Below are 20,692 nucleotides of genomic sequence, written 5' to 3'. Positions count from 1 at the left end.
TGGCTCGAACTCAGTAGTTGGAGGTGTGTCCGGTCACGCTGGCATCGCCGGGGCCCGGGTAGTAGGAGGCGTACCCCCAGGCGTAGGACGTGACGTTCGCGTCGTTGAGCATGGCCGTGTAGCAGTAGTAGCGCCCGGCGCTGCTGCTCCAGGTGGGAGTCCCGCAGCTTTGGGTGGCATCGTCCGAGTTGCGGTGGACCTGGGCGAAGAGTTCGGTCCCGTCGGACCAGACGCGGGCCCAGACAGTACGGCAGTACGGGCTGTATCGCAGCTCCATGGTGCCGTACACGGAGTAGCCGCCATTGCCCAACGGCACGGACGCGGCGGTGATGGCATCGGCGGAACAGCCGGAACCGTTGGGGTCGGCCCCGTCGTAGGCGAGGGCGTTGGCATTGCCGGTGAACCCGGCAGCGAGGATCACGGTGGACGTGGTCACGACTGCGGCCCGTTTGGCGAGGGTGGTGAGACGCAAGGACTCTCCTTGATAGGGAGTTGGACCGTCGGCCGGCGTCGGCCCCGGTGGTGATCGCCAGCTTGCGCTACCTGGGCAGGCAGGTTCGATTCCCCCGGGAATCGTGAGACGCGTCGGCCCGGCTCACGGCCGTGACCACTGCTTTGGGACAGCTGAGTGAGACGGCTGGGAACGCTTGGGGCTCCCAGGCCGACAGCGGCGGGGGTCAGTCGCGAGACAGCGCCGCCTCCGCAGCGGGGAGGGCCGCGGCGCGGGTGGCGGGGGAGAGACCGAGGCGGCTGCGGCGGTCGAGGAGATCGCCGGCGTCGAGGGCGCCCTCGTGGCGGACGGCGAAGAGGAGTTCGGCCATGGTCGCGTCCGTGCCGGGCGCGATCGGGCGGAGCAGGGCCGGGTCGCCGTCCGCCTCGGCGAGGACGGCGGGGGCTTCGGTGCCGTAGCGCTGGACCAGGCGCAGCGGGGCGTCGACGCGGGCGAGGGTCTCCCGGTCGGCGGCGCCGACCAGGGGGAGAGCACGGGTGCGGCAGGGCGCGGCGGTGGTGCCGGAGGCGGCCAGGGCCTGGTCGAGGGCGTCCTCGGCCATCCGGCGGTAGGTGGTGAGCTTGCCGCCGACGACGGTGACCAGGCCGTCGGGGGCGGTCAGCACCGCGTGCTTGCGCGAGACGTCGGCGGTGCGGCCGGAGCCGGTGTCCAGCAGCGGGCGCAGGCCGGCGAAGGTGCCGATGAGGTCGGCGCGGGTGAGCGGGGTGCGCAGCGCGGAGCTGATGGTGCGCAGCAGGAAGTCGATCTCGCCGTCCGTCGCCTCGGGGACGTCGGGGACCGGTCCCGGCGCGTCCTCGTCCGTCAGGCCCACGTAGACGCGGCCGTCGGGCGCGGGCAGCGCGAAGACGAAGCGGTTGGTCTCGCCGGGGATCGGCACGGTCAGCCCGGCGGTCAGGCCGCCGAAGGATTCCTGACGGAACACCAGATGCGTGCCCCGGCTGGGCCGCAGCGTGATGTCGGGAGCGAGGCTGCCCGCCCAGACGCCGGTGGCGTTGATCACCATGCGGGCGCGGACGGTGAAGCTCTCGCCGGTGAGCTCGTCGCGCAGGGTCGCACCGGTCCCGGTGGCGGCGGTGGCCGAGCAGCGGGTGAGAACCTGTGCGCCGTAGCCGGCGGCGGTGCGGGCGAGCGCGGTCACCAGGCGGGCGTCGTCGGTGAGTTGGCCGTCCCAGAAGACCAACCCGCCGCGCAGTCCGGCCGCCTGGACGGTCGGCGCGTAACGCAGCACCTCGGCGCGGGAGAGCCGGCGCGAGCGCGGGAGCGTCGCGGACGAGGTACGGGCGGCGAGGCGCAGCGCGTCCCCGGCGAGGAAACCGGTGCGCACCAGGGCGGTTTCCGCGCGGCCGGTACCCGGCAGCAGCGGGACGACCTGCGGCAGCGCGCGGACCAGGTGCGGGGCGGTGCGCTCCATCAGGATGCCGCGCTCGACCGCGCTCTCGTGCGCGATGCCGACGCTGCCGGAGGCGAGGTACCGCAGGCCGCCGTGGACCAGCTTGGAGCTCCACCGGCTGGTGCCGAAGCCGAGGTCGTGCTTCTCGGCGAGGACGACGGAGAGGCCGCGCGAGGCGGCGTCCAGCGCGACGCCCGCGCCGGTCACGCCGCCGCCGATGACGAGCACGTCAACGGCAGGCGCGTCCGATGCACGGAGCGCGGCGAGCTCGCGGGCGCGGCGGGCGGCGTTGAGGGAGGAGTTCACGGGGGTGGGTCCTGTCTGCCGGGGCCGATGCTGGTGTGACGTCCGGGGACGAGCGTCAGGGAGCGAGGTAGCGGTCGATCATGAGGCGCAGTTCGGCGTCGAGCCGGTCCAGCTCGGGGCCCGTGCCCTCGGGGGCGTCGGCGAAGACCGGGCCGGTGAGGGTGAAGGACCAGGCGGTGAGCAGCACCGAGCGGGCGAGCAGGGCCGGGTCGGCCTCACGGACCGCGCCTTCGGCGATCGCCGCGCGGAGGCCCGCCTCCAGCATGGCGAGCTGGTGGTTGGTGTTGGTGCCGCGCCGCTTGAGCAGGTACGGCGCCAGGAACTCGGGGTCGAGCTCGATGATCGTGCGCAGCAGCGGGTGGGTGCGGATGGCGCGGGCGAGCAGCACCACGCCGTCGACCAGGCGGGCCCGGGAGTGGTCGGTACTGGAGACGTCGGCGCGGGTCTCGGCCGGAAAGGCCTGTTCGGCCAGCCCGACCCACGCCCGAGTGGTCAGCGCGGCCAGCACTTCGCGTACCGAACCCCAGCGGCGGTAGAGGGTGGCCCGGGAGACCCCGGCCTGCCGGGCGAGATCGGCCATCGTCATCCGCTGCGGACCGATGGTCAGCAGCAGGCGATACGCCGCGTCGAGGATCTGTTCCTCGGGAATGGCGTTGGCCGCCTTGAACTCGACCGCCTTGGGCTCAGTCGTTCGGGAGGGCTCAATGGGCGAGTCTTCGGCGGGGCTGTTGATTCGCTGCGACATCACATGTAGAAGTGTATCAGCGGCCCGCCCATCGTTGGCTGTCGCCGCCCGCAGTGAACACACCACCGAGGATCGAGCCCGATGACCGAGTCAGACCTGCCCGTCGTGGACTTCCATCCCTACCGCTGGGGCGACCCCGCGCACGCGACGCACCTGCCGGACGCCGCCCGCGACACGCTGGCCGCCTTCGGTGTGAAGACGCCCACGCAGCCGCCGGTCGAGCCCGAGGCGGTGCTGCTGCCCGCGATCACGCTCGACCCGGAGACGCTGGCCGCGCTCGCCGCCGTCGTGGGGGCCGGGCACCTGCGCTCCGACCACGAGGCGCGGGTCGCGCACACCCGCGGTTGGTCCACCCCCGACCTGCTCCGGCTCCGCGCCGGCGACGGCACGGACGCGCCGGACGCCGTCGCGTACCCGGGCACGCACGAGGAGGTCGTCGCGCTGCTGGAGCTGTGCGCCGAGCGTCGCGTCGCGGTCGTCCCCTATTCGGGCGGCACCTCGGTCGTCGGCGGGCTGGCCCCGCTGCGGGCGGGCTTCGCCGGGGTGGTGGCCGTCGACCTGAAGCGCCTGGACGCGGTGCTCTCCGTCGACGAGATCTCGCGTACCGCGACGCTCCAGGCGGGCCTGCGCGGTCCGGCGGCCGAGGCGGCGCTGCGCGAGAAGGGCTACACGCTGGGCCACTTCCCGCAGTCCTACGAGGGTGCGAGCATCGGCGGCTACGCGGCGGCCCGCTCGGCCGGACAGTCCTCGGCGGGCTACGGGCGCTTCGACGACATGGTGGTCGGGCTGACTCTGGCGACCCCGCGCGGGACGGTGACGCTCGGCAGCGCGCCCAAGTCGGCCGCCGGGCCCGATCTGCGGCAGCTGGTCCTGGGTTCGGAGGGCGCGCTCGGCGTGATCACCTCGGTGACCGTGCGGCTGCGGCCCGCGCCCGCCGAACGGGTCTACGAGTCCTGGCGGTTCGCCTCCTTCGAAGCGGGCGCGGACGCGCTGCGCAAGCTGGTCCAGGACGGCCAGGTGCCGACGGTGCTGCGGCTCTCCGACGAGGCCGAGACGAGCGTCAACCTGGCCGACCCGGCGGCGATGTTCGGCGGTGGGCCCGGCGGCTGCCTGGCGGTGACCGGCTACGAGGGCACGGCCGCCGAGGTCGCGGCCCGGCGCGCGGGCGCGACGGCCGTGCTGGAGGCCGCGGGCGGGGAACTGCTCGGGACGGAGGGCGGCGAAGCCTGGCGCACCGGCCGCTACCGCGCGCCGTACCTGCGCGACCCGCTGCTGGACGCCGGGGTGCTGATCGAGACGCTGGAGACGGTGACCTTCTGGTCCGGGCTGCACGAGCTGCGCGCGGCCGTCACCGCTGCGCTGACGGACAGTCTGAGCGGTCAGGCCACGCCGCCGTTGGTGCTCTGCCACATCTCGCACGTCTACGAGACCGGCGCCTCGCTGTACTTCACCGTCGCCTGCGCGCAGACCGAGGACCCGGTCACGCAGTGGCAGGCCGCCAAGTCCGCTGCCAACGCGGCGATCCGCGCCTGCGGAGCCGCGATCACCCACCACCACGGCGTCGGCACCGACCACCGCGACACCTACGCCGAGGAGATCGGCCCGCTGGCGGTGGACGCGCTGCGCGCGGTGAAGCGCGCGCTCGACCCGGTCGGCATCCTCAACCCCGGTGTGCTCGTCAGATCTCTCGCGGACGGTGACTGACTCATGCGCGACTTCACTGCGGTGATCAACCCCATCTCCGGCGGCGGCGACGCCTTCGCCCGCTGGGGCGCGGTCGCCGAGCACCTGCGCGCGGCGGGCGCGAGCGTCCGGGCGCTGCCCACCCGCAGCCGCGAGGACGCCATCGCCTGCGCGCGCCGCGCGGCGGAAGGCGGCGACGTGGTCGTCGCCGTGGGCGGGGACGGCATGGTCCGCGACGTGGCGGACGGCGTGGTGCGCGGGGACGGCGTGCTGGGCATCGTCCCGGCCGGCCGCGGCAACGACCTCGCCCGCCTGCTCGGCCTGCCGAACGACCCGGCGGCGCTGGCCCGCGTGCTGCTGGACGGCCCGACCCGGGCGATCGACGTGCTGGAGGTCAACGGCGCGATCGTGCCCGGCAACGTCTACATCGGGATCGACTCGGTGGCCACGCAGATCATCAACGCGGGGCGTCGGCTGCCCGCGCTGCTGGTCTACCGGCTCGCCCCGATCCGCGCGATCCTCGGCTGGCGTCCTGCGGGCTACCGCCTCGAGGTGGACGGCGTCAGCCGTGAGGTGCGCGCGCACACGGTTGTGGTCGCCAACTCCGGTTCCTACGGCCACGGTCTGCGGATCGTGCCGCCGGCGGTGCTGGACGACGGACTGCTGGACGTGATGGTCGTCGGGGACGGCCCGCGCAGCGCGGTGATCTCCTTCATGCAGGAGGCCAAGCGCGGCACCCACATCAACCGCCCGGAGGTTTCCCTGACCACCGGCCGCACGGTGACCGTCGACACGGACCGCCCCGTCCCCGTCTGCGCGGACGGCGACGAGATCGCCACCCTCCCGGCCCGGATCACCTTGCTGCCGGGGGCGCTGACGATTATCGGCTGACCGGCGGGGCCGGTCGGGAACACGTCGGTCTGGAACACGTCGGTCGGGAACGCGCGCGGCCGCGCGGCGCTGTGAGGCGCCGGCGCGGCCGGGGGCGTGGTGGGGGCACTACAGCTACAGCGGGATGACGGTCTGTCAGTAACCGCTCTTGGTGTAGGCGATGTTCTCGAAGGCGCCGTAGGTGTGGTTCGCGTAGCGGACACTGGCGATGATCGAGTCGACCGGGTTCATGATGTTGGTGTGGCCGGGCAGGGCCCAGGTGGCGAAGGTCGGCTTGATGAACTGCATCAGGCCGTAAGTGCCGCCGTAGAGCGCCTGGTTGCCGTCCCAGTGGTTCTCCGCGAGCGGGTTGCCGGAGGACTCGGTCATGGCGCGGGCCGCGATGGCGTCGGCGGAGGGGACGTGGTCGCCGTCGGCGGCCAGGACGGCCTGGGCCTCGGCGATCCAGCCGGAGAGGTTGTCGGCGTAGCCGGAGGCGCTGTAGCTCGTCGGGGTCGCGGCACTCGCGGCGCCGACGGTGGTGAGGACGGCGCCGCCCGCGATGGCGGCGGCGACGGTCAGACGGGTGGCCAGACGGACCTTGTTGCGCATGTCACTCCAGAGACAGGGAGCGGCACGGACGTTCGTGGGAGACACGTCGGTTCCTGCCCGGCGCGAGCGCATCGGCGCGCGTCGGAAGGCAGCAGGGTGCCACTCGGGGGTGTGCTGTGCACGTTCGACCAGGTCGGCGGCCGCACACCGCGGACCCGTGGTCGATCTGTGAGGGCGGAACGCGCCCCGGGGCATCGGGCCCCTGGGCAGCCGTGGGAGTGGCTGCCACGTCGTCGATCGAGTCAGCGTCGATCAGATCGGCGACGTTTCAACACCGTCACATGGGTCTGTCGCGACGGGCAAGCAAATCGACCCTGTTAGTGGTCGAGAGCACAGTTATGGGTGGTTTGGGCGTGATTCGGGGCACAGCCGGCCCGTGAATGCTGCGGACAGTGATGAGCCCGTCACGCTGGGCTCAAGGTCCACGGTGGGGTTCGACCCTGCCTACCCGTAGTACTCCAGAGCTACGGCGGAAGAGCGCTCCCCGGTGGGACGCCGACCACAAGGCCTGATTTCTAGCTTCGGTACCGGAAGCGGACGAGCGATCCGGTAGCGAAGAGGAGCAGTCGGCCATGGTGTCCCGTCGGATCACCCCGCGCCTGAGGCGCACGCTGTTGGCGGGTCTGGTGGCAGCGGCCGTCGCCGCGCCGCTGTCCGGTATGGCCGGGCCCGGGTCGGTGCCCGCGCCGGAGCCGGTCGCGCAGGCGCCGCTCGCCGTCGGCGGGGTCGGCGCACTGGACGGCCGCTACGCCGCGAGCCGGAACGGCATCCTGGCTGCCGAGCGCATGGCGGACGCCTACGGCGACAAGCAGCGCGCCGCCGCGCTGCAGGCGATGGCGGACCCGTCGCGGCACTTCCTCTCCTTCGACGGCCGCGACGGCGGCCGCACGGTCGAGGTGTTCGGCGACCTCGCGCACGCCGACCGGATCGCCGTGCTGGTCCCCGGCTCCGACACCAACCTCGACAGCTACGAGCGCCTCCGCGCCGGGGCCGCCGCGCTGGAGCAGCAGGCGGGCGGCGACGCCGCGCACACCGCCGTCATCGCCTGGCTCGGGTACGCGACGCCGGCGACGGTCAGCCCCGAGGTGCTGACGGCCGGCCTGGCGGACCAGGCCGCACCGCAACTCGACAAGTTCGTCGGCGAGTTGCAGCAGTTGAAGCCCGGCGCACGGACCTCCCTGGTCTGCCACTCCTACGGCTCCGTGGTCTGCGCCCGCGCCGCGAGCGGGCTCGACGTCGCCGACCTCGTCCTCTACGGAAGCCCCGGTGTCGGCAGCGACGCGGGCAACGTCACCGCTCTGCACACCAAGGCGACGGTCTGGGCCGGACGTGGCGGCAAGGACTGGGTCGCGAACGTGCCGCATCTGCGGCTGCCGATCCTCTTCACCACCGTCGGGCTCGGCGCGGATCCGGTCGCCCCGGGCTTCGGCGCCCGGATCTTCCAGGCCGGGGACGCCGACCACAGCGGCTACCTCAAGCCCGGCTCGCTCGCGCTCCGCAGCATCGCGGCGATCGTCACCGGCGCGGCGGACGCGAGCAGCACCTCTCACAGCACCTCCCACAGCACCGCCCTCACCACGAACGGGCAGGAGGCCCAGCATGCCTAGCACGTCTCTGCGTCAGCTGGCGGCGAGGATCGACGCCGCCACACCGCCCGACCGGGACCGCGCCATCGACGCGCTGCGCGCCTTCGCCATCCTCGGCGTGGTGATGGGCCACTGGCTGGTGACCGCGCTGGTCTTCGACAGCGGCAAGATCCACGTGGCCAGCCCGCTCCAGCACATGTCCCAACTGGCTCCGATCTCCTGGGCGTTCCAGACGCTCGCGGTCTTCTTCCTGGTCGGCGGCCAGGTGGCCGCACGGAGCTACGCCTCCGCCCGCGCCAAGGGCGTCGGCTACCCGGAGTGGCTCGCGGCGCGGCTCACCCGGCTCTTCCGGCCGGTCGCGGCCGTGCTGGTGGTCTGGTCCGTGGTCACCGTCGCGATGCTCGCCTCCGGCGTCGACTACGCCACCGTGCACACGCTGGTGAAGCTCGTCCTCTCACCGCTCTGGTTCCTGCTGGTCTTCGCGGCGCTGACGGCGGCGACCCCGCTGGTCGCCCGGCTGCACCCGCTCTGGCCGCTCGCGGTCGTGCTCTACGTGGACCTGTGGCGCTACGGCTTCCACGGACCGGCCTGGGTGGGCTGGATCAACCTGCCCGCCGGCTGGCTGGTCCCCTACTGCCTGGGCGCGGCGTGGGCCAGGGAAGGGCTCAAGAGCCGGGCGACCGGTTGGGTGCTGCTGCTCGGCGGTGCCGCCGCCACTGCGCTGCTCGTCCTGTTCGCCGGCTACCCCGCCTCGATGGTCGGCGTGCCGGGCGCGCACATCTCGAACCTCAACCCGCCCACGCTCGCGGCCGTCACCTTCGGCCTCGCCCAGTGCGGCGCGGCGCTGCTGCTCCTCGGCCCGCTGCGCCGGTGGCTGGCCAGGCCGGGGGCCTGGGCCGCGGTGGCGCTGGTGAACCTGTCCGCGATGACCATCTTCCTGTGGCACCAGACCGCGGCCATGACCGTCGCCGCCCTCGGCCTGCTCGCCGGACACCCGCTGCTCGGCCTGCACACGGTCCCCGACGGCGCCGGCTGGATCCTGGCCAGGGTCGCCTGGCTGCCGGTCTTCGCGCTGATGCTCTCGATCTGCTGGGTGGCGTTCCGCCACCACGAACAGGGACGGGCGGCGGCAAAGGGCGGTCGCGGCACGGGCAGCAGGGTGGTGCGGTCATCCGGTTCCACGCCGCAGCCCGCGCCCGCGCCCGCGCCCGCGCCCGCGCCCGCGATCGGTTCGGCGATGGCGTCGGCGCCCGCTGATCTGGCGCACCGGCTCTAAGGTGAGTGCCGTGAACGGGGACGAACTGAGGAAACGACTGACGGGGGCGGCGCGCGCGCTGGGGCGGACGATCAGGGAGGACCTGGTCACCCCGGCGCTGGACCAGTCCGCCTCGGGGTGGCGGCTGCGCCGGGGCGGGACGGGAACGGGCCTGCCGTCCCGGGCGCCGCGTGCGGTGGTCACGCTGTTCGTCCTGCTCGCCACGGCCCTGCTGGTGATCAATACGAACCAGTACGCCTTCTCCTACCACCTCGGCGTGCCCTTGGGCCTGCTGTTGGCCGCCCTGCAGTCGGTGGCGCTGGTGGCGACCCTGTGGGAGCCGATCAGGGCCTGGTGGCTGTCGACCGCGACGATGCTCGCGGCGGCCTGGTCCGCCACCGCCTTCGCCAGGGGCGGCGGGGTCGTCTTCCAGATGACCGGCACCGACTCGGCCGTGCAGGCCGGTTGGACTCCGGCCACCATCCTCCTGCAGGCGCTGGTGCTGTTCGTCCTCGCGCTGCGGGTGCGCTCGCGGGCCGCGATCGAGGCGCTGGGCATCACGATGTTCGTGGCCGTGCTCGCCCAGCTCTACAAGCCGCAGGGGCAGGGATCGGCGATCGGGTTCGCCGTCATGGTGTTCTCGATCGCCGTGCTGATCGGCGCCTCGCTGCGCGGCTGGCGGGTGGCGCGCTCGCAGCTCGTCGCGCAGGAGGAGCTGACCGCCGAGGAGCGCGCCAGGCGCACCCTGCTGGAGGAGCGCACCCGGATCGCCCGCGAGCTGCACGACGTGGTGGCCCATCACATGTCGGTGATCTCCATCCAGGCGCAGGTCGCGCCGCACCTGGTGGAGAACCCGTCGGAGGAGTTGCGCGAGAACCTGGCCGGCATCCGCCAGAACGCGGTCGAGGCGCTGGCCGAACTGCGTCACGTGCTGGGCGTGCTGCGCGGTGAGGACCCCCACGCCGAAGGGGTTCGCGACGCACCCCAGCCGACCCTGGACCGGCTGCCCGAACTGATGGAGAACGTGCGCGGAGCGGGTCTCGCGGTCGTCATAGAGACGGTCGGGGAACGGCGTGCGCTCTCGCCGGGCGTCGAACTCTCCGCCTTCCGCATCGTCCAGGAGGCGCTCAGCAACGCGATGCGGCACGCGCCGGGCGCCTCGGTCAGGGTGCTGCTCGACTACCGGGCCACCGGCCTCACCGTCCGGATCGCCAATGCCGCGCCGGACCACCCGCCCACGCCCGCGCCCGGCATCGGCCACGGCCTGCTGGGCATGCGCGAGCGGACCACCATGCTGGGCGGCGAACTGGCCACCGGCCCGACCCCTGACGGCGGCTACGAAGTGGTGGCCGTGCTTCCCGCGTCCCTGGAGGACCCCGCATGACGATCCGCGTGATGATCGCCGACGACCAGATGATGGTCCGTCAGGGATTCTCGGTGCTGCTCAATCTGGAGCCCGACATCGAGGTCGTCGGCCAGGCGGTGGATGGACTCGACGCGGTCGCGAAGGTCGCGGAACTGGCGCCCGACGTGGTCCTGATGGACATCCGGATGCCCGAGCTCGGCGGCATCGAGGCGACCCGGCGGATCACCGGGCCGCCGGACAGCCAGGTCAAGGTGCTGGTGCTGACCACCTTCGATCTGGACGAGTACGTCTACGAGGCGCTGCGCGCGGGCGCGTCGGGCTTCCTGCTCAAGGACGCCTCGGCGGACGAACTGGCGCAGGCGGTGCGGGTGGTGGCCGGGGGCGACGCGTTGCTCGCGCCCAATATCACCAAGCGCCTGATCAGCGAGTTCGCCAGGATGCCTGGCGCGCCGCGCCAGCCGCTGCGGGAGCGGGTGGGCGACCTGACCGAGCGCGAGACCGAGGTGCTGTCGCTGATCGCCCAGGGGCTGTCCAACGCGGAGATCGCGGTGCAGCTGATCGTGGCGGAGCAGACGGTGAAGACCCACGTCAGCCGGATCCTGGTCAAGCTCGGCCTGCGGGACCGGACGCAGGCCGCCGTCTTCGCCTACGAGACCGGCCTGGTCCGCCCGGCCGGCTACTGACCGGCCGGGCTGCCCGCGTCAGCCCGTCGGGGCCGGGTCGACCACGGCGGCGGCGCCCCCGCCACGGCGGACCGGTTCAGCTGCCGCCTGGAGCTGTCCGTCCGGCAGGAGTTGGATGCCGGCCGCCGCGCCGATCTCCGGATTGAGAGTGAAGGTCTCGCCGATGGCGGTCAGCGCCTGGGCGTCGGCCGAGCCGAGGAAGGCCGGTTCGGCGTCCGTGACGGAGCGGTTGCGCTGGCTGATCCGGGGCACGGCGATGGCCTGCTCCAGGCTGAGCCCTCGGTCGACGTGCTCGGTCAGCACCTGCAGCACGGTGGTGATGATGGTGGAGCCGCCGGGGGAGCCGAGCGCGAAGTCGAAGCGCCCGTCCTTGAGCACGATCGTCGGGGACATCGAGGAGCGCGGGCGCTTGCCGGGGCCGGGCAGGTTGGGGTCGGGGACGCCGGCGACCGCCGGGGTGAAGTCGAAGTCGGTCAGCTCGTTGTTGAGCAGGAAGCCGCGTCCCGGTATGACCATCGCGCTGCCGCCGGTCTGCTCGATCGTCAGGGTGTAGGAGACGACGTCGCCCCAGCGGTCGGCGACCGTGAGGTGGGTGGTGTGGGTCCCCTCGGTGGTGGTGGGCGCCGGGGTGCCCGAACTGACGCAGCCCGCGCCCGGGTTGTTCGGGTCGCCGGGGGCGAGGGGGCTGGTCAGGCTGGAGGTGGGCGAGATCAGGCAGGCGCGGGAGTCGGCGAAGCGCTGCGAGAGCAGGCCCTGCGTCGGCACGTCCACGAAGCGGGGGTCGCCGACCCAGCGGTTGCGGTCCGCGAACGCGATCCGGCTCGCCTCCAGGTAGTCGTGCAGGTACTGGCTGGAGGAGGCGTGGGCGAGGTCGAACGTGTTCAGGATGTTGAGCGCCTCGCCGACGGTGGTGCCGCCGCTGGACGAGGGCGCGATGCCGTAGACGTCGAGCCCGCGGTAGTCGACCTCGGTCGGCGCCTGGGCGCGCACCCGGTAGGCGGCGAGGTCGGCCGTGCTCAGCTGTCCGGGGCGGGCGTTCCACCCCGACGCCGGGTCGACCTGGGGCCGCTGCACCAGCGAGGTGATGTCCCTGCCGATGTCGCCCCGGTAGAGCGCGGCCGTGCCCTGACGGGCGAGCTCCCGGTAGGTCGCGGCCAGATCCGGGTTGCGGAACACGCTGCCCACGGTGGGCGGTTGGCCGCCCGGTAGGAACAGGGCGCGGGTGGCGGGGAAGTAGCCGAAGCGGGTCTGGTTGGCGGCGGTCTGGTCGTGGAAGGTCTGGTCGACGACGAAGCCCTTCTCGGCCAGCCTCTCCGCGGGCCGGAGCAGATCCGCGAACGAGCGGCTGCCCCAGCGGTCCAGTGCCTCCTGCCAGGTCTGCGCGCTGCCGGGGACGCCGACGGAGAGACCGCTGCTCACGGCGTCGCCGAAGGCCAGCGGCTTGCCGTTCTCCAGGAAGAGGCCGGAGGTGGCGGTGGCCGGTGCGGTCTCGCGGCCGTCCAGGGTGAACACCTGGTGGCGGCGGGCGTCGTAGTAGACGAAGTAGCCTCCGCCGCCGATGCCGGAGGAGTAGGGCTCGGTGACGCCCAGCGCGGCGGCCGTGGCGACGGCGGCGTCGACCGCGTTGCCGCCGTGGCGCAGCACCGCGATGCCGATGTCGGTGGCCTCGGCGGAGACGCTCGCGACCGCGCCGCCGGTCCCGGTGGCCTCGGCCGACTTCGGCGCGGGCGTGGCGGCGGGCGCGGCTGTAGGCGCGGTGGCGGGTGGGGGCGCGAAGGCGGTGAGGGCCGAGACGAGCAGCAGCGGGGTGACGAGGCGGGTGGTCGGTCCCAGTCTGCGTGCGCTCATCCAGGCCTCCGGTGCGGCTCGTTGGCGGTACCCGTGACCCCCTATTGCGGCACAGATGCCCGCTGCATGACAAGAACGCCTCGGCCGCCCCTGAGGTCACCCCGCGTAGCGGTGGGCGGGGCGACCGGCGACGCCGGGCTCGCAGGCGAAGAGGGCGCCGGCGTGGGGCTGTTCGGCGCGTTCGGCGTCGCTGAGCCCGCGGCTCGCGGTGGTGATGTAGAGGGTGTTCAGCTCCGGGCCGCCGAAAGTGCAGTTGGTGACCATCGCGGCCGGGACGGTCACGACCGCGTCCAGGGTGCCGTCGGGAAGGTAGCGATGGACGGCGTGGCCGTCGTAGAGGGCCACCCAGATGCCGCCCTCGGCGTCGACGGTGAGACCGTCGGGGACGCAGCCGGTGAACCGGGCGAGCGTGCCGACGCGGCGGAAGTCGTCAGCCGCGAAGACGGCGACCTCGCCGGTGGGGGAGTCGGCGTAGTAGGCGAGGGAGCCGTCGGGCGACCAGTCGAGGCCGTTGGAGATGCTGACGCCGGTCAGTACCTCGACCACGCGAGCGTCCGCGCCGTCCGGCTCGATTCGGTACAGCGCGCTGGTGCCGGGATCGTCCTCGGCCATGCTGCCGACCCAGAACCGGCCGCGGGCGTCGCAGCGGCCGTCGTTGAGGCGGTGCTCCGGGGACGGCATGGGGAGCTGGGCGAGCGGGCGCGGCGCGACGCCTGCGGCATCCGGCTCGAGCACGGCGACCGTCGCGCCGAGCGCGAGGAGCAGGCCGCCGCGCGCCCGCAGGGCGACGGCGCTGAGCGGGCCGGAGAAGGCACGGACGGTGTCGCTGCCGCGAGCGGGGTCGTAGCGGTGCAGCTCACCGCGCGGGATGTCGACCCACCACAGGACGTTCTCGCGGGCGTCCCAGAGAGGACCCTCACCGAGGGCGGCGCGGACGTCCAGGACGGGTCGGGGCTGGTGGACGACGGGCACGGAGGCTCCCGGGGGACGGGTCGAGGGACGGTCGTCGGCACCGTACCCGACCGGCTGTTGCGGATCTTCTGTCGCACCGACCGTATACGCTCGTTGACGAGAGTTCAGAGTTCGGGACCGTGAATCGCCAGGGGGATGCCATCGTGACCACACGTGCACTTGTTCTCGGCGGGGGAGGCCCGGCGGGCGTCGCCTGGGCGACGGGGCTGCTCGCCGGGCTGGCGGAGGCGGGGGCGGACGTCACCGACGCCGACCGGCTGGTCGGGACCTCGGCCGGATCGGTGGTGGCCGCGCAGGTCGCCAGCGGTGCGGCGCTGGGTGAGCTGTACGCCCGCCAGGCGGACCCGGCCCTGCAGACGCGGGAGATCGCTTCCGGGGTCTCCGTCGAGGCGTTGATGGCGAGCTGGGCCGAGAGCGCCGCCCTCGAACCGACCGAGCGCCGACGCTTCGCCGGAAAGGTGGCGGTGGAGACGGAGACTGTCTCCGAGGCGGCACGGCGCGAGGTCGTCGCGGCGCGGCTTCCGGTCCACGAGTGGTCCACCCGGGACGTCGTGATCGTCGCCGTCGACGTGAGCGACGGCGAGCCGGTCCTCTTCGAGCGGACCTCCGGCGTGGGCCTGGTCGACGCGGTCACCGCGAGCTGTGCCGTCCCCGGTGTCTGGCCGCCGGTCACGATCGGCGACGCGCGCTACATGGACGGCGGCATGCGGTCCATGTGCAACGCGGATCTCGCGCAGGGCTGCGACAAGGTGCTGATCGTTGCTCCGCTGGCGGCGGCCGACGGCGACCTCGAGGCACAGGTGGAGGGTCTCGACGGGGCGGTCGAGGTGGTCGGGCCTGACGCGGCGTCGATCGCGGCGATCGGACCGAACCCGCTGGACCCGACGGTCCGCACCCCGTGCGCCGAGGCCGGCCGGGCCCAGGGCCTGGCCCTCGCCGCGCAGATCGCGGCGTTCTGGGTGTAGGAGGCGAGTGGGCGCGGCGGGCCCACCCCAGCCATCGCAGTTGCGAACTGGCGGGCGGTCGGTGCATGGCAAGTGCGAGGGTTTTCGACGCTGCTCTGTCGCAGGTGCGGTTCGGTGAGTCCCTGGCGGGGTATCGCTTTGGAAGACCTGCCGCACCTCAGGGAAGGGGCCAGCCCGCCCGTGAACCGCGCCGCCCCCGCCGTCCGACTGCACGGCCACATCGAACAGCCCGCGGAACTGACCGTGGACCAGCTGCGCCGACTCTCCGCCCATCGGGCGGACGTCACCTTCGACTGCCGCACCAACGGGCCGCAGCGCCACACCTTCGAAGGCCCGCGCCTCTGGGAGGTGCTGGGGACGACGAAGCCCCGGCTCGCGTCCGCGACCCGCAAGGGCCGACTGGGCCATCTGCTGACCGTCACCGGGGCCGACGGGCATTTCGTGCTGCTCTCCTGGGCCGAGATCGACCCCGAGTTCAGCGGCCGACCGATCCTGCTGGCCACCAGCATCGACGGCCGCCCCCTCGACGAGGCGGGTCCGCAGCTCGTCGTCCCCGACGACGTCTGCGGGGCCAGGTACATCAGCGGCATCACCGCCGTCTGGGTCGGTCCACTCCACGCCTGGAGCGGCGTGGAGTGACGCGACGTGCCGCTGCCGGATCAGACCTGCGGGCCGGCCGGGTCGCTCGGGATCGGCGACCCGAGGCGCGGGCTTTGGGTCCGCGGTGAGCCGACGCCGGCGCCGCTCGCGTGCAGGGCCTGCTGCTGCAGGGCCCAGGTCCACACCTCGAGCGCGGCGTCGGGAACCAGTCGCACCAGGTGCGAGGGCGCGAAGTAGTGGTAACCGAAGTCGATCCTGGCGTGGTTGTGGCCGTCGACCGTGGCCTCGGAGGTGGCTGTCGCCGCCTGGGCGACCAGGCCGGTGTGGCTCTTGGTGCCGCCGGGGCCCGCGTAGGTGACCACGATGTCGCCCGGCTGCGCGAGCTCGGGGTGGTCGCCGATGTCCTGGGCCACGCCGCTGTCCATCAGGTAGTCGTAGAGGTTGTGATACTGCGGCAGATCCGAGATCAGCAGCAGGTCGTACACCTTGCCGTTGGGGGCCTGGTAGGTGAAGTACGCGCTCTGCGGGTCGTTCGGACCGAGGCCCGGTATGAGGCCTGCGGCAGCCATCGAGCGGGCGACGAACTCCGCGCACTGGTAGTTCGGCTGGTCGCCGCCGAAGGCGACGGGCGTGCTGTCGTTCCACGCCGTCCAGTTCCAGTGGGCGTCGGCGTAGCGCACCTCGGTGGCGCGGGTCAGCGCGTCGAGCACGTCGGCAGCCGAGTGGGCGGCCGAGTGGCCGGCGGGCGCCGCGTGGTGGGGCCGCGTGGCAGCGGGCTGGGCGGCGAAGGCGGGCGCGGCCAGCGCCGGAGCGGTGGCCAACAGTACGCCGGTGGCCAGCGTGGTCGCGGCGAGCCGTCGACCGAGGAGACGATGCATGGTCAGTCCCTGTCACGTGCTGGGTCCCGCGCGGCCGGGGAGGCTGACGTGGCGCCGGCCGTGGCAGGACGAGTTCGGTGGTGCAGCCCCCGAACGGGAGACTCGCCCGACACCGCCGCACGTTGCAGGAATCTCGTCCTTCACTTGTGAATCTTCGGACCCGGTGGCCCCGCGCGCCGGATGGCCTGGTCCGGTCGGCGGCGGTGCAATGGGTCAGAGGGGGATTCGTCCGAGCCGAGGAGCCTCCGACGTGCCCATCTACCAGACCGCGCACTACCAGGTGATGCCCGAAGGCGTCCCCGCCGTGACGGAGGCGATCGCCGCCTTCGTGGCGTACGTCGCCGCCAACGAGCCCGGCACCCTCATGTACGCCGCGTGGCAGCAGCAGGACGACCCGACCAGATTCGTCCACCTCTTCACCTTCGCCGACGAGGCCGCGCACGAGGCCCATGGCGCCTCGGCGGCGGTCCGCGCGTTCGAGGCGGTCTACCGGCCGGTGCTTGCGGCCGGCCCGGTGGTGTTCACCGACTACCGGCTGATCGCCGCCAACCAGCGGTGAGCGGCGCCGTCTGCTTGGCACGCGGATCCGACGGCCGCAGGCGCGGGTTGCCGGGGTGGGGGTAGCCCCACCCCGGCACGGTGACCTGCCCCATGGCTGCCGAGGTACCCGGTCCAGCAGCCTGGATGCACAAGGACGCACGCCCGTGTCGAGCATTCAGGAGCCGTCAGTGACCACGTCCGTATGGAGTCCCCAGGCCCGGGGCAACGGAGAACGCACGGCTGTCGCCGCCCGCGCGCGAGCGCTCACCAAGGCCTACGGCAGCGGCGAGACCCGCGTCGTCGCGCTGGACGGGGTGGACGTCGACATGCCGCGCGGCCGGTTCACCGCGATCATGGGGCCCTCCGGCTCCGGCAAGTCCACGCTGATGCACTGCCTCGCCGGTCTCGACACCGCCTCGAGCGGTCAGATCTGGGTCGGCGAGACGGAGATCACCAAGCTCGGCGACAAGCGGCTCACCCGGCTGCGCAGGGACAGCATCGGCTTCATCTTCCAGGCCTTCAACCTGCTGCCCACGCTCAACGCACTCGATAACATCACCCTCCCCATGGACATCGCGGGCCGCACCCCGGACCGCGCCTGGCTGGAGCGGGTGGTGGAGACGGTCGGCCTGGCGGAACGCCTCAAGCACCGGCCGGCGCAGCTGTCCGGCGGGCAGCAGCAGCGGGTCGCCGTGGCGCGGGCCCTCGCCGCGCGCCCCGAGATCATCTTCGGCGACGAGCCGACCGGCAACCTCGACTCCCGCGCAGGCTCGGAGATCCTGGGCTTCCTGCGCCGCTCCGTCGACGAACTCGGCCAGACCATCGTCATGGTGACGCACGATCCGGTCGCCGCCTCCTACGCGGACCGCGTCCTCTACCTCGCCGACGGCCGCATCGTCGACGAGATGATCGCGCCCACCGCGGACGCGGTGCTGGAGAAGCTGAAGTCCTTCGACTCCCGGGGCCGGACGTCATGACCGTGTTGCGGACCTCCCTGCGCAACTTCCTCGCGCACAAGGGCCGGATGGCCCTCTCCGCCGTCGCCGTGCTGCTGTCCGTGGCCTTCGTCTGCGGCACGCTGGTGTTCACCGACACCATGAACTCCACCTTCGACCGGCTCTTCGCGACGACCTTCTCCGACGTCACCGTCCGGCCCCACCAGGTGGACAACGCGCAGAAGACCGGCGCGCCGGACACCCTCCCGGCCTCCCTGCAGACCAGGCTGGCCCAGGTTCCCGGCGTCGCGGACGTCGTGCCCGAGGTCAGCAGCGGCCAGGTCACCGTGGCCGACAGCCACAACCAGGACATCGGCTCCAGCACCGGCGCGCCCACCATCGTCTCCAACTGGGACCGGACCCAGACCCGGACCGTCGGCATCACCTCCGGCCACGCCCCGCAGCAGCCGGACGAGGCCGTCCTCGACGCCGACACGGCGGCCAAGCACCACCTGGGCATCGGCGACCGGCTGCGGATCATCTCCGCCCGAGGCGACTTCACCGTGCGGGTGGGCGGCATCGCCACCTTCAAGACCACCAATCCGGGCGCGACGCTCGTCTACCTCGACACCGGGACCGCGCAGCGCGAACTCCTCGGCTCCCGCGACGCGTTCACCGACTACGCGCTCACCGCCGCGCCCGGCGTCAGCAACGACCAGCTCAAGGCGCGCGTCGACGCGGCCCTCGGCAGCGGGACCTACCAGGTGCGGACGGCCGCCGAGGAGAAGGCCCAGGGGCAGAAGGACATCGGTTCCTTTCTCGACCCGATGAAGTACGTGCTGCTCGGCTTCGCCGGGATCGCCGTCCTGGTGGGCGTCTTTCTGATCGTCAACACCTTCTCCATGCTGGTCGCGCAGCGCACCAGGGAGATCGGGCTGATGCGGGCCATCGGTTCGAGCCGACGGCAGATCAACCGCTCGGTGCTCTTCGAGGCCGTCCTGCTCGGGGTCGTCGGCTCGGTCGCCGGGATCGGCGCGGGCATCGGCCTGGCCGTCGGGCTGATCAAGATCATGGGTGCGCTGGGCATGCACCTCGACACCGCCAACCTGACGATCAAGGCGGCCACGCCGCTGGTCGGTCTGACGCTCGGCGTCCTGGTGACCGTCGTGTCCGCGATGCTGCCCGCCCGTCGGGCCGGCGCGATCTCGCCGATGGCCGCCATGCGCGACGCCGGCACCCCCGCCGACGCGCGTGCCGGACGGGTCAGGGCCGCGTTCGGGGTGCTGCTCACCGCGGCTGGCGGCACGGCCCTCACGCTGGCCGCCACGTCCGCGACCGCCTCGGCGGGTTCCGGGCTGCTCGCGTTGGGCGTGCTGCTGACGTTGGTCGGCTTCGTGGTGGTCGGACCGCTGCTCGCGGGCCTGGTCGTCCGGGTCCTCGGCGCGGTGACGCTGCGGATGTTCGGCCCGGTGGGACGACTGGCCGAACGCAACGCCCTGCGCAATCCGCGCCGCACCGGCGCGACCGCGGCCGCGCTGATGATCGGGCTCGCACTGGTCTCGGGGCTGTCGGTGGTCGGCAACTCGATGGTGGCCTCGGCGACCCACCAGATGGACAGGTCCGTCGGCGCCGACTTCATCATCCAGTCCGGCAACGGCCGGCCGATCAGCCCGGCCGCGGCGCAAGCCATCCACGCCGCGGGCCACCTGGCCCACGTCACCGACCGGGCCGACGTCGCCGCGACGGTCATCGCCCCGGACGGAACCAAGGACAAGACCGAGGTCGCGGCGGCCACGCCGTCCTACACCGACGACCTGCAGGCCAAGACCGTGCAGGGCAAGCTGATCGACGCCTACGGGCCGGGAGCGATGTCGGTGCCCGCAGGCTGGGCCAAGGACCACAAGGTCGCCCTCGGCTCCCGGATCGGCGTCGCCTTCACGGGCGGTGCCACGGCCGAGCTCACCGTCCGGGCGATCACCTCGGACGACACGGTCTTCGACCGGGGCGCGATGTATCTGAACATCGCGGAGGCGAGGAAGTACCTTCCGGCCGACACGTTCCCGCTGAACAACATGATGTTCGCGGCCGCGCAGCCGGGTCAGCAAGCCGAGGCGGCGGCCTCGCTCAAGGCCGCCACGGCCGACTATCCGCAGGTCAAGGTCCGCGACCAGGCCGGATACAAGGACATGATCCAGCAGCAGCTCGACCAACTGCTCAACATGATCTACGCGCTGCTGGCGCTGGCCATCATCGTCGCGGTGCTGGGCGTGGTGAACACCCTGGCCCTCTCGGTGGTCGAACGCACCAGGGAGATCGGGCTGATGCGGGCCATCGGGATGTCGCGCAGGCAGTTGCGCCGCATGGTTCGGCTGGAGTCGGTGGTCATCGCCCTGTTCGGCGCGGTCCTGGGCGTCGGCCTGGGACTGGGCTGGGGGATCGCGGCCCAGCGGCTGCTGAGCCTGGTCGGGCTGGGCGTGCTCAGCATCCCGTGGACCACGATCGGCGTCGTCTTCCTCGGCTCGGCGGTCGTGGGCCTGGTGGCCGCGCTCTTCCCGGCCTTCCGCGCGGCCCGGATGAACGTCCTGCGGGCGATCGCGACGGACTAGCGTCGGTCCCACCGCACAGCTCCATCCCGCTACCTCGCGCGCCCCCGGACTCCGGGGCGCGCGAGGCAGCGCGCGTTCGAGGCGCATTCGGGGCGAGTTCTTCGGGCGCTCAGAGGAAACACAGAATTAATCGCTGAGACCGCTACTCGCCGACACGTCCAGCCGCTAGAGTCCATGCGTGATCCAGCACGGGGGGATCACCACCAACTGTGGTGGCACCGACGGGATCGCCACTCAGTCATTCCAGTGCCGGGGGACTTCGCACACGACGGCTCGCGCGCAGCAGCGCGCCTGCTGAGCGCACGTCAGCTCGTCCACGCATGGGGATCGTGACGAATGGA

18 protein-coding genes are annotated in these 20,692 nt (G+C 72.7%); 11 read left to right on the top strand and 7 right to left on the bottom strand.

The window, feature by feature from the left end; genetic code table 11:
* Window positions 1–10 precede the first annotated feature (10 nt).
* From ABIA32_RS02990 to ABIA32_RS02980, 3 genes are all read right to left on the bottom strand, one after another.
* Window positions 11–472 carry a DUF2690 domain-containing protein gene (locus tag ABIA32_RS02990; RefSeq protein WP_370092163.1) on the bottom strand — a complete coding sequence of 154 codons (462 nt, stop codon included), beginning with the start codon at window positions 470–472 and terminating at the stop codon, window positions 11–13.
* Window positions 473–677: 205 nt separating this feature from the next.
* Window positions 678–2,207 (bottom strand): glycerol-3-phosphate dehydrogenase/oxidase, encoded by a 1,530-nt coding sequence (locus tag ABIA32_RS02985; RefSeq protein ID WP_370092162.1) that lies wholly within the window; start codon window positions 2,205–2,207, stop codon window positions 678–680.
* 55 nt (window positions 2,208–2,262) lie between these two features.
* Window positions 2,263–2,952, bottom strand: a complete 690-nt coding sequence (locus ABIA32_RS02980) for a TetR/AcrR family transcriptional regulator (RefSeq protein WP_370092161.1) — start codon at window positions 2,950–2,952, stop codon at window positions 2,263–2,265.
* 81 nt (window positions 2,953–3,033) lie between these two features.
* Here ABIA32_RS02980 and ABIA32_RS02975 point away from each other — a divergent pair, with 81 nt between their 5' ends.
* Both ABIA32_RS02975 and ABIA32_RS02970 read left to right on the top strand, forming a co-directional pair.
* Window positions 3,034–4,656 (top strand): FAD-binding oxidoreductase, encoded by a 1,623-nt coding sequence (locus tag ABIA32_RS02975; RefSeq protein ID WP_370092160.1) that lies wholly within the window; start codon window positions 3,034–3,036, stop codon window positions 4,654–4,656.
* 3 nt (window positions 4,657–4,659) lie between these two features.
* The gene (locus ABIA32_RS02970) at window positions 4,660–5,526 is read left to right on the top strand and encodes a diacylglycerol kinase family protein (RefSeq protein WP_370092159.1); all 867 of its coding nucleotides are present in this window, start codon (window positions 4,660–4,662) and stop codon (window positions 5,524–5,526) included.
* Window positions 5,527–5,661: 135 nt separating this feature from the next.
* Here the strand turns inward: ABIA32_RS02970 and ABIA32_RS02965 are convergent, their stop codons facing one another.
* Entirely contained in the window at window positions 5,662–6,117 is a 456-nt protein-coding gene (locus tag ABIA32_RS02965; protein WP_370092158.1) for a transglycosylase SLT domain-containing protein, read from the bottom strand.
* A gap of 572 nt (window positions 6,118–6,689) precedes the next feature.
* On the opposite strand from ABIA32_RS02965, the gene ABIA32_RS02960 reads away from it, so the two are divergent.
* From ABIA32_RS02960 to ABIA32_RS02945, 4 genes are read left to right on the top strand one after another with little or no spacing between them, the layout of a single operon-like run.
* Window positions 6,690–7,724 carry an alpha/beta hydrolase gene (locus ABIA32_RS02960; protein ID WP_370092157.1) on the top strand — a complete coding sequence of 345 codons (1,035 nt, stop codon included), beginning with the start codon at window positions 6,690–6,692 and terminating at the stop codon, window positions 7,722–7,724.
* Window positions 7,717–8,979: an acyltransferase gene (locus ABIA32_RS02955; RefSeq protein WP_370092156.1), complete on the top strand. Its 1,263-nt coding sequence runs from the start codon at window positions 7,717–7,719 to the stop codon at window positions 8,977–8,979. The genes ABIA32_RS02960 and ABIA32_RS02955 overlap by 8 nt, the downstream gene beginning before the upstream one ends.
* A 10-nt stretch (window positions 8,980–8,989) precedes the next feature.
* A complete protein-coding gene (locus ABIA32_RS02950; protein ID WP_370092154.1) occupies window positions 8,990–10,342 on the top strand; it encodes a sensor histidine kinase in 1,353 nt (450 codons plus the stop codon).
* Entirely contained in the window at window positions 10,339–11,007 is a 669-nt protein-coding gene (locus ABIA32_RS02945; protein ID WP_370092153.1) for a response regulator, read from the top strand. Before ABIA32_RS02950 ends, ABIA32_RS02945 begins: the two co-directional genes overlap by 4 nt.
* A gap of 18 nt (window positions 11,008–11,025) precedes the next feature.
* Here the strand turns inward: ABIA32_RS02945 and ggt are convergent, their stop codons facing one another.
* On the bottom strand, window positions 11,026–12,855 hold the full coding sequence (gene ggt, locus ABIA32_RS02940) for a gamma-glutamyltransferase (protein WP_370092152.1): 1,830 nt from the start codon (window positions 12,853–12,855) through the stop codon (window positions 11,026–11,028).
* A gap of 96 nt (window positions 12,856–12,951) precedes the next feature.
* Window positions 12,952–13,827 carry an SMP-30/gluconolactonase/LRE family protein gene (locus ABIA32_RS02935; RefSeq protein ID WP_370092151.1) on the bottom strand — a complete coding sequence of 292 codons (876 nt, stop codon included), beginning with the start codon at window positions 13,825–13,827 and terminating at the stop codon, window positions 12,952–12,954.
* A 143-nt stretch (window positions 13,828–13,970) separates the two neighbouring features.
* On the opposite strand from ABIA32_RS02935, the gene ABIA32_RS02930 reads away from it, so the two are divergent.
* Both ABIA32_RS02930 and ABIA32_RS02925 read left to right on the top strand, forming a co-directional pair.
* Window positions 13,971–14,792 carry a patatin-like phospholipase family protein gene (locus ABIA32_RS02930; protein WP_370092150.1) on the top strand — a complete coding sequence of 274 codons (822 nt, stop codon included), beginning with the start codon at window positions 13,971–13,973 and terminating at the stop codon, window positions 14,790–14,792.
* Between the two features lie 180 nt (window positions 14,793–14,972).
* A complete protein-coding gene (locus ABIA32_RS02925) occupies window positions 14,973–15,431 on the top strand; it encodes a molybdopterin-dependent oxidoreductase (RefSeq protein ID WP_370092149.1) in 459 nt (152 codons plus the stop codon).
* A gap of 20 nt (window positions 15,432–15,451) precedes the next feature.
* On the opposite strand, the gene ABIA32_RS02920 is transcribed toward ABIA32_RS02925, so the two are convergent.
* Entirely contained in the window at window positions 15,452–16,270 is an 819-nt protein-coding gene (locus ABIA32_RS02920) for a hypothetical protein (RefSeq protein ID WP_370092148.1), read from the bottom strand.
* A gap of 250 nt (window positions 16,271–16,520) precedes the next feature.
* On the opposite strand from ABIA32_RS02920, the gene ABIA32_RS02915 reads away from it, so the two are divergent.
* The 3 genes from ABIA32_RS02915 (at window position 16,521) to ABIA32_RS02905 (ending at window position 20,351) form a co-directional block, all read left to right on the top strand.
* Window positions 16,521–16,829: a putative quinol monooxygenase gene (locus tag ABIA32_RS02915; RefSeq protein ID WP_370092147.1), complete on the top strand. Its 309-nt coding sequence runs from the start codon at window positions 16,521–16,523 to the stop codon at window positions 16,827–16,829.
* 169 nt (window positions 16,830–16,998) lie between these two features.
* Window positions 16,999–17,787 (top strand): ABC transporter ATP-binding protein, encoded by a 789-nt coding sequence (locus tag ABIA32_RS02910; RefSeq protein WP_370092146.1) that lies wholly within the window; start codon window positions 16,999–17,001, stop codon window positions 17,785–17,787.
* Window positions 17,784–20,351, top strand: coding sequence for an ABC transporter permease (locus tag ABIA32_RS02905; protein WP_370092145.1), 2,568 nt, complete (start codon window positions 17,784–17,786; stop codon window positions 20,349–20,351). The genes ABIA32_RS02910 and ABIA32_RS02905 overlap by 4 nt, the downstream gene beginning before the upstream one ends.
* Window positions 20,352–20,692 lie beyond the last annotated feature (341 nt).

It is taken from the genome of Streptacidiphilus sp. MAP12-20, from assembly GCF_041262525.1.
GTDB lineage: Bacteria > Actinomycetota > Actinomycetes > Streptomycetales > Streptomycetaceae > Streptacidiphilus.
This window is presented reverse-complemented; position numbering and strand designations above follow the sequence as displayed.

Coding starts and splice junctions, on each gene's coding strand:
- ABIA32_RS02980 (WP_370092161.1), bottom strand. CDS start 2,952: ATGTCGCAGCGAATCAACAGCCCCGCCGAAGACTCGCCCATTGAGCCC.
- ABIA32_RS02975 (WP_370092160.1), top strand. CDS start 3,034: ATGACCGAGTCAGACCTGCCCGTCGTGGACTTCCATCCCTACCGCTGG.
- ABIA32_RS02970 (WP_370092159.1), top strand. CDS start 4,660: ATGCGCGACTTCACTGCGGTGATCAACCCCATCTCCGGCGGCGGCGAC.
- ABIA32_RS02965 (WP_370092158.1), bottom strand. CDS start 6,117: ATGCGCAACAAGGTCCGTCTGGCCACCCGTCTGACCGTCGCCGCCGCC.
- ABIA32_RS02960 (WP_370092157.1), top strand. CDS start 6,690: ATGGTGTCCCGTCGGATCACCCCGCGCCTGAGGCGCACGCTGTTGGCG.
- ABIA32_RS02955 (WP_370092156.1), top strand. CDS start 7,717: ATGCCTAGCACGTCTCTGCGTCAGCTGGCGGCGAGGATCGACGCCGCC.
- ABIA32_RS02945 (WP_370092153.1), top strand. CDS start 10,339: ATGACGATCCGCGTGATGATCGCCGACGACCAGATGATGGTCCGTCAG.
- ggt (WP_370092152.1), bottom strand. CDS start 12,855: ATGAGCGCACGCAGACTGGGACCGACCACCCGCCTCGTCACCCCGCTG.
- ABIA32_RS02920 (WP_370092148.1), bottom strand. CDS start 16,270: ATGCATCGTCTCCTCGGTCGACGGCTCGCCGCGACCACGCTGGCCACC.
- ABIA32_RS02905 (WP_370092145.1), top strand. CDS start 17,784: ATGACCGTGTTGCGGACCTCCCTGCGCAACTTCCTCGCGCACAAGGGC.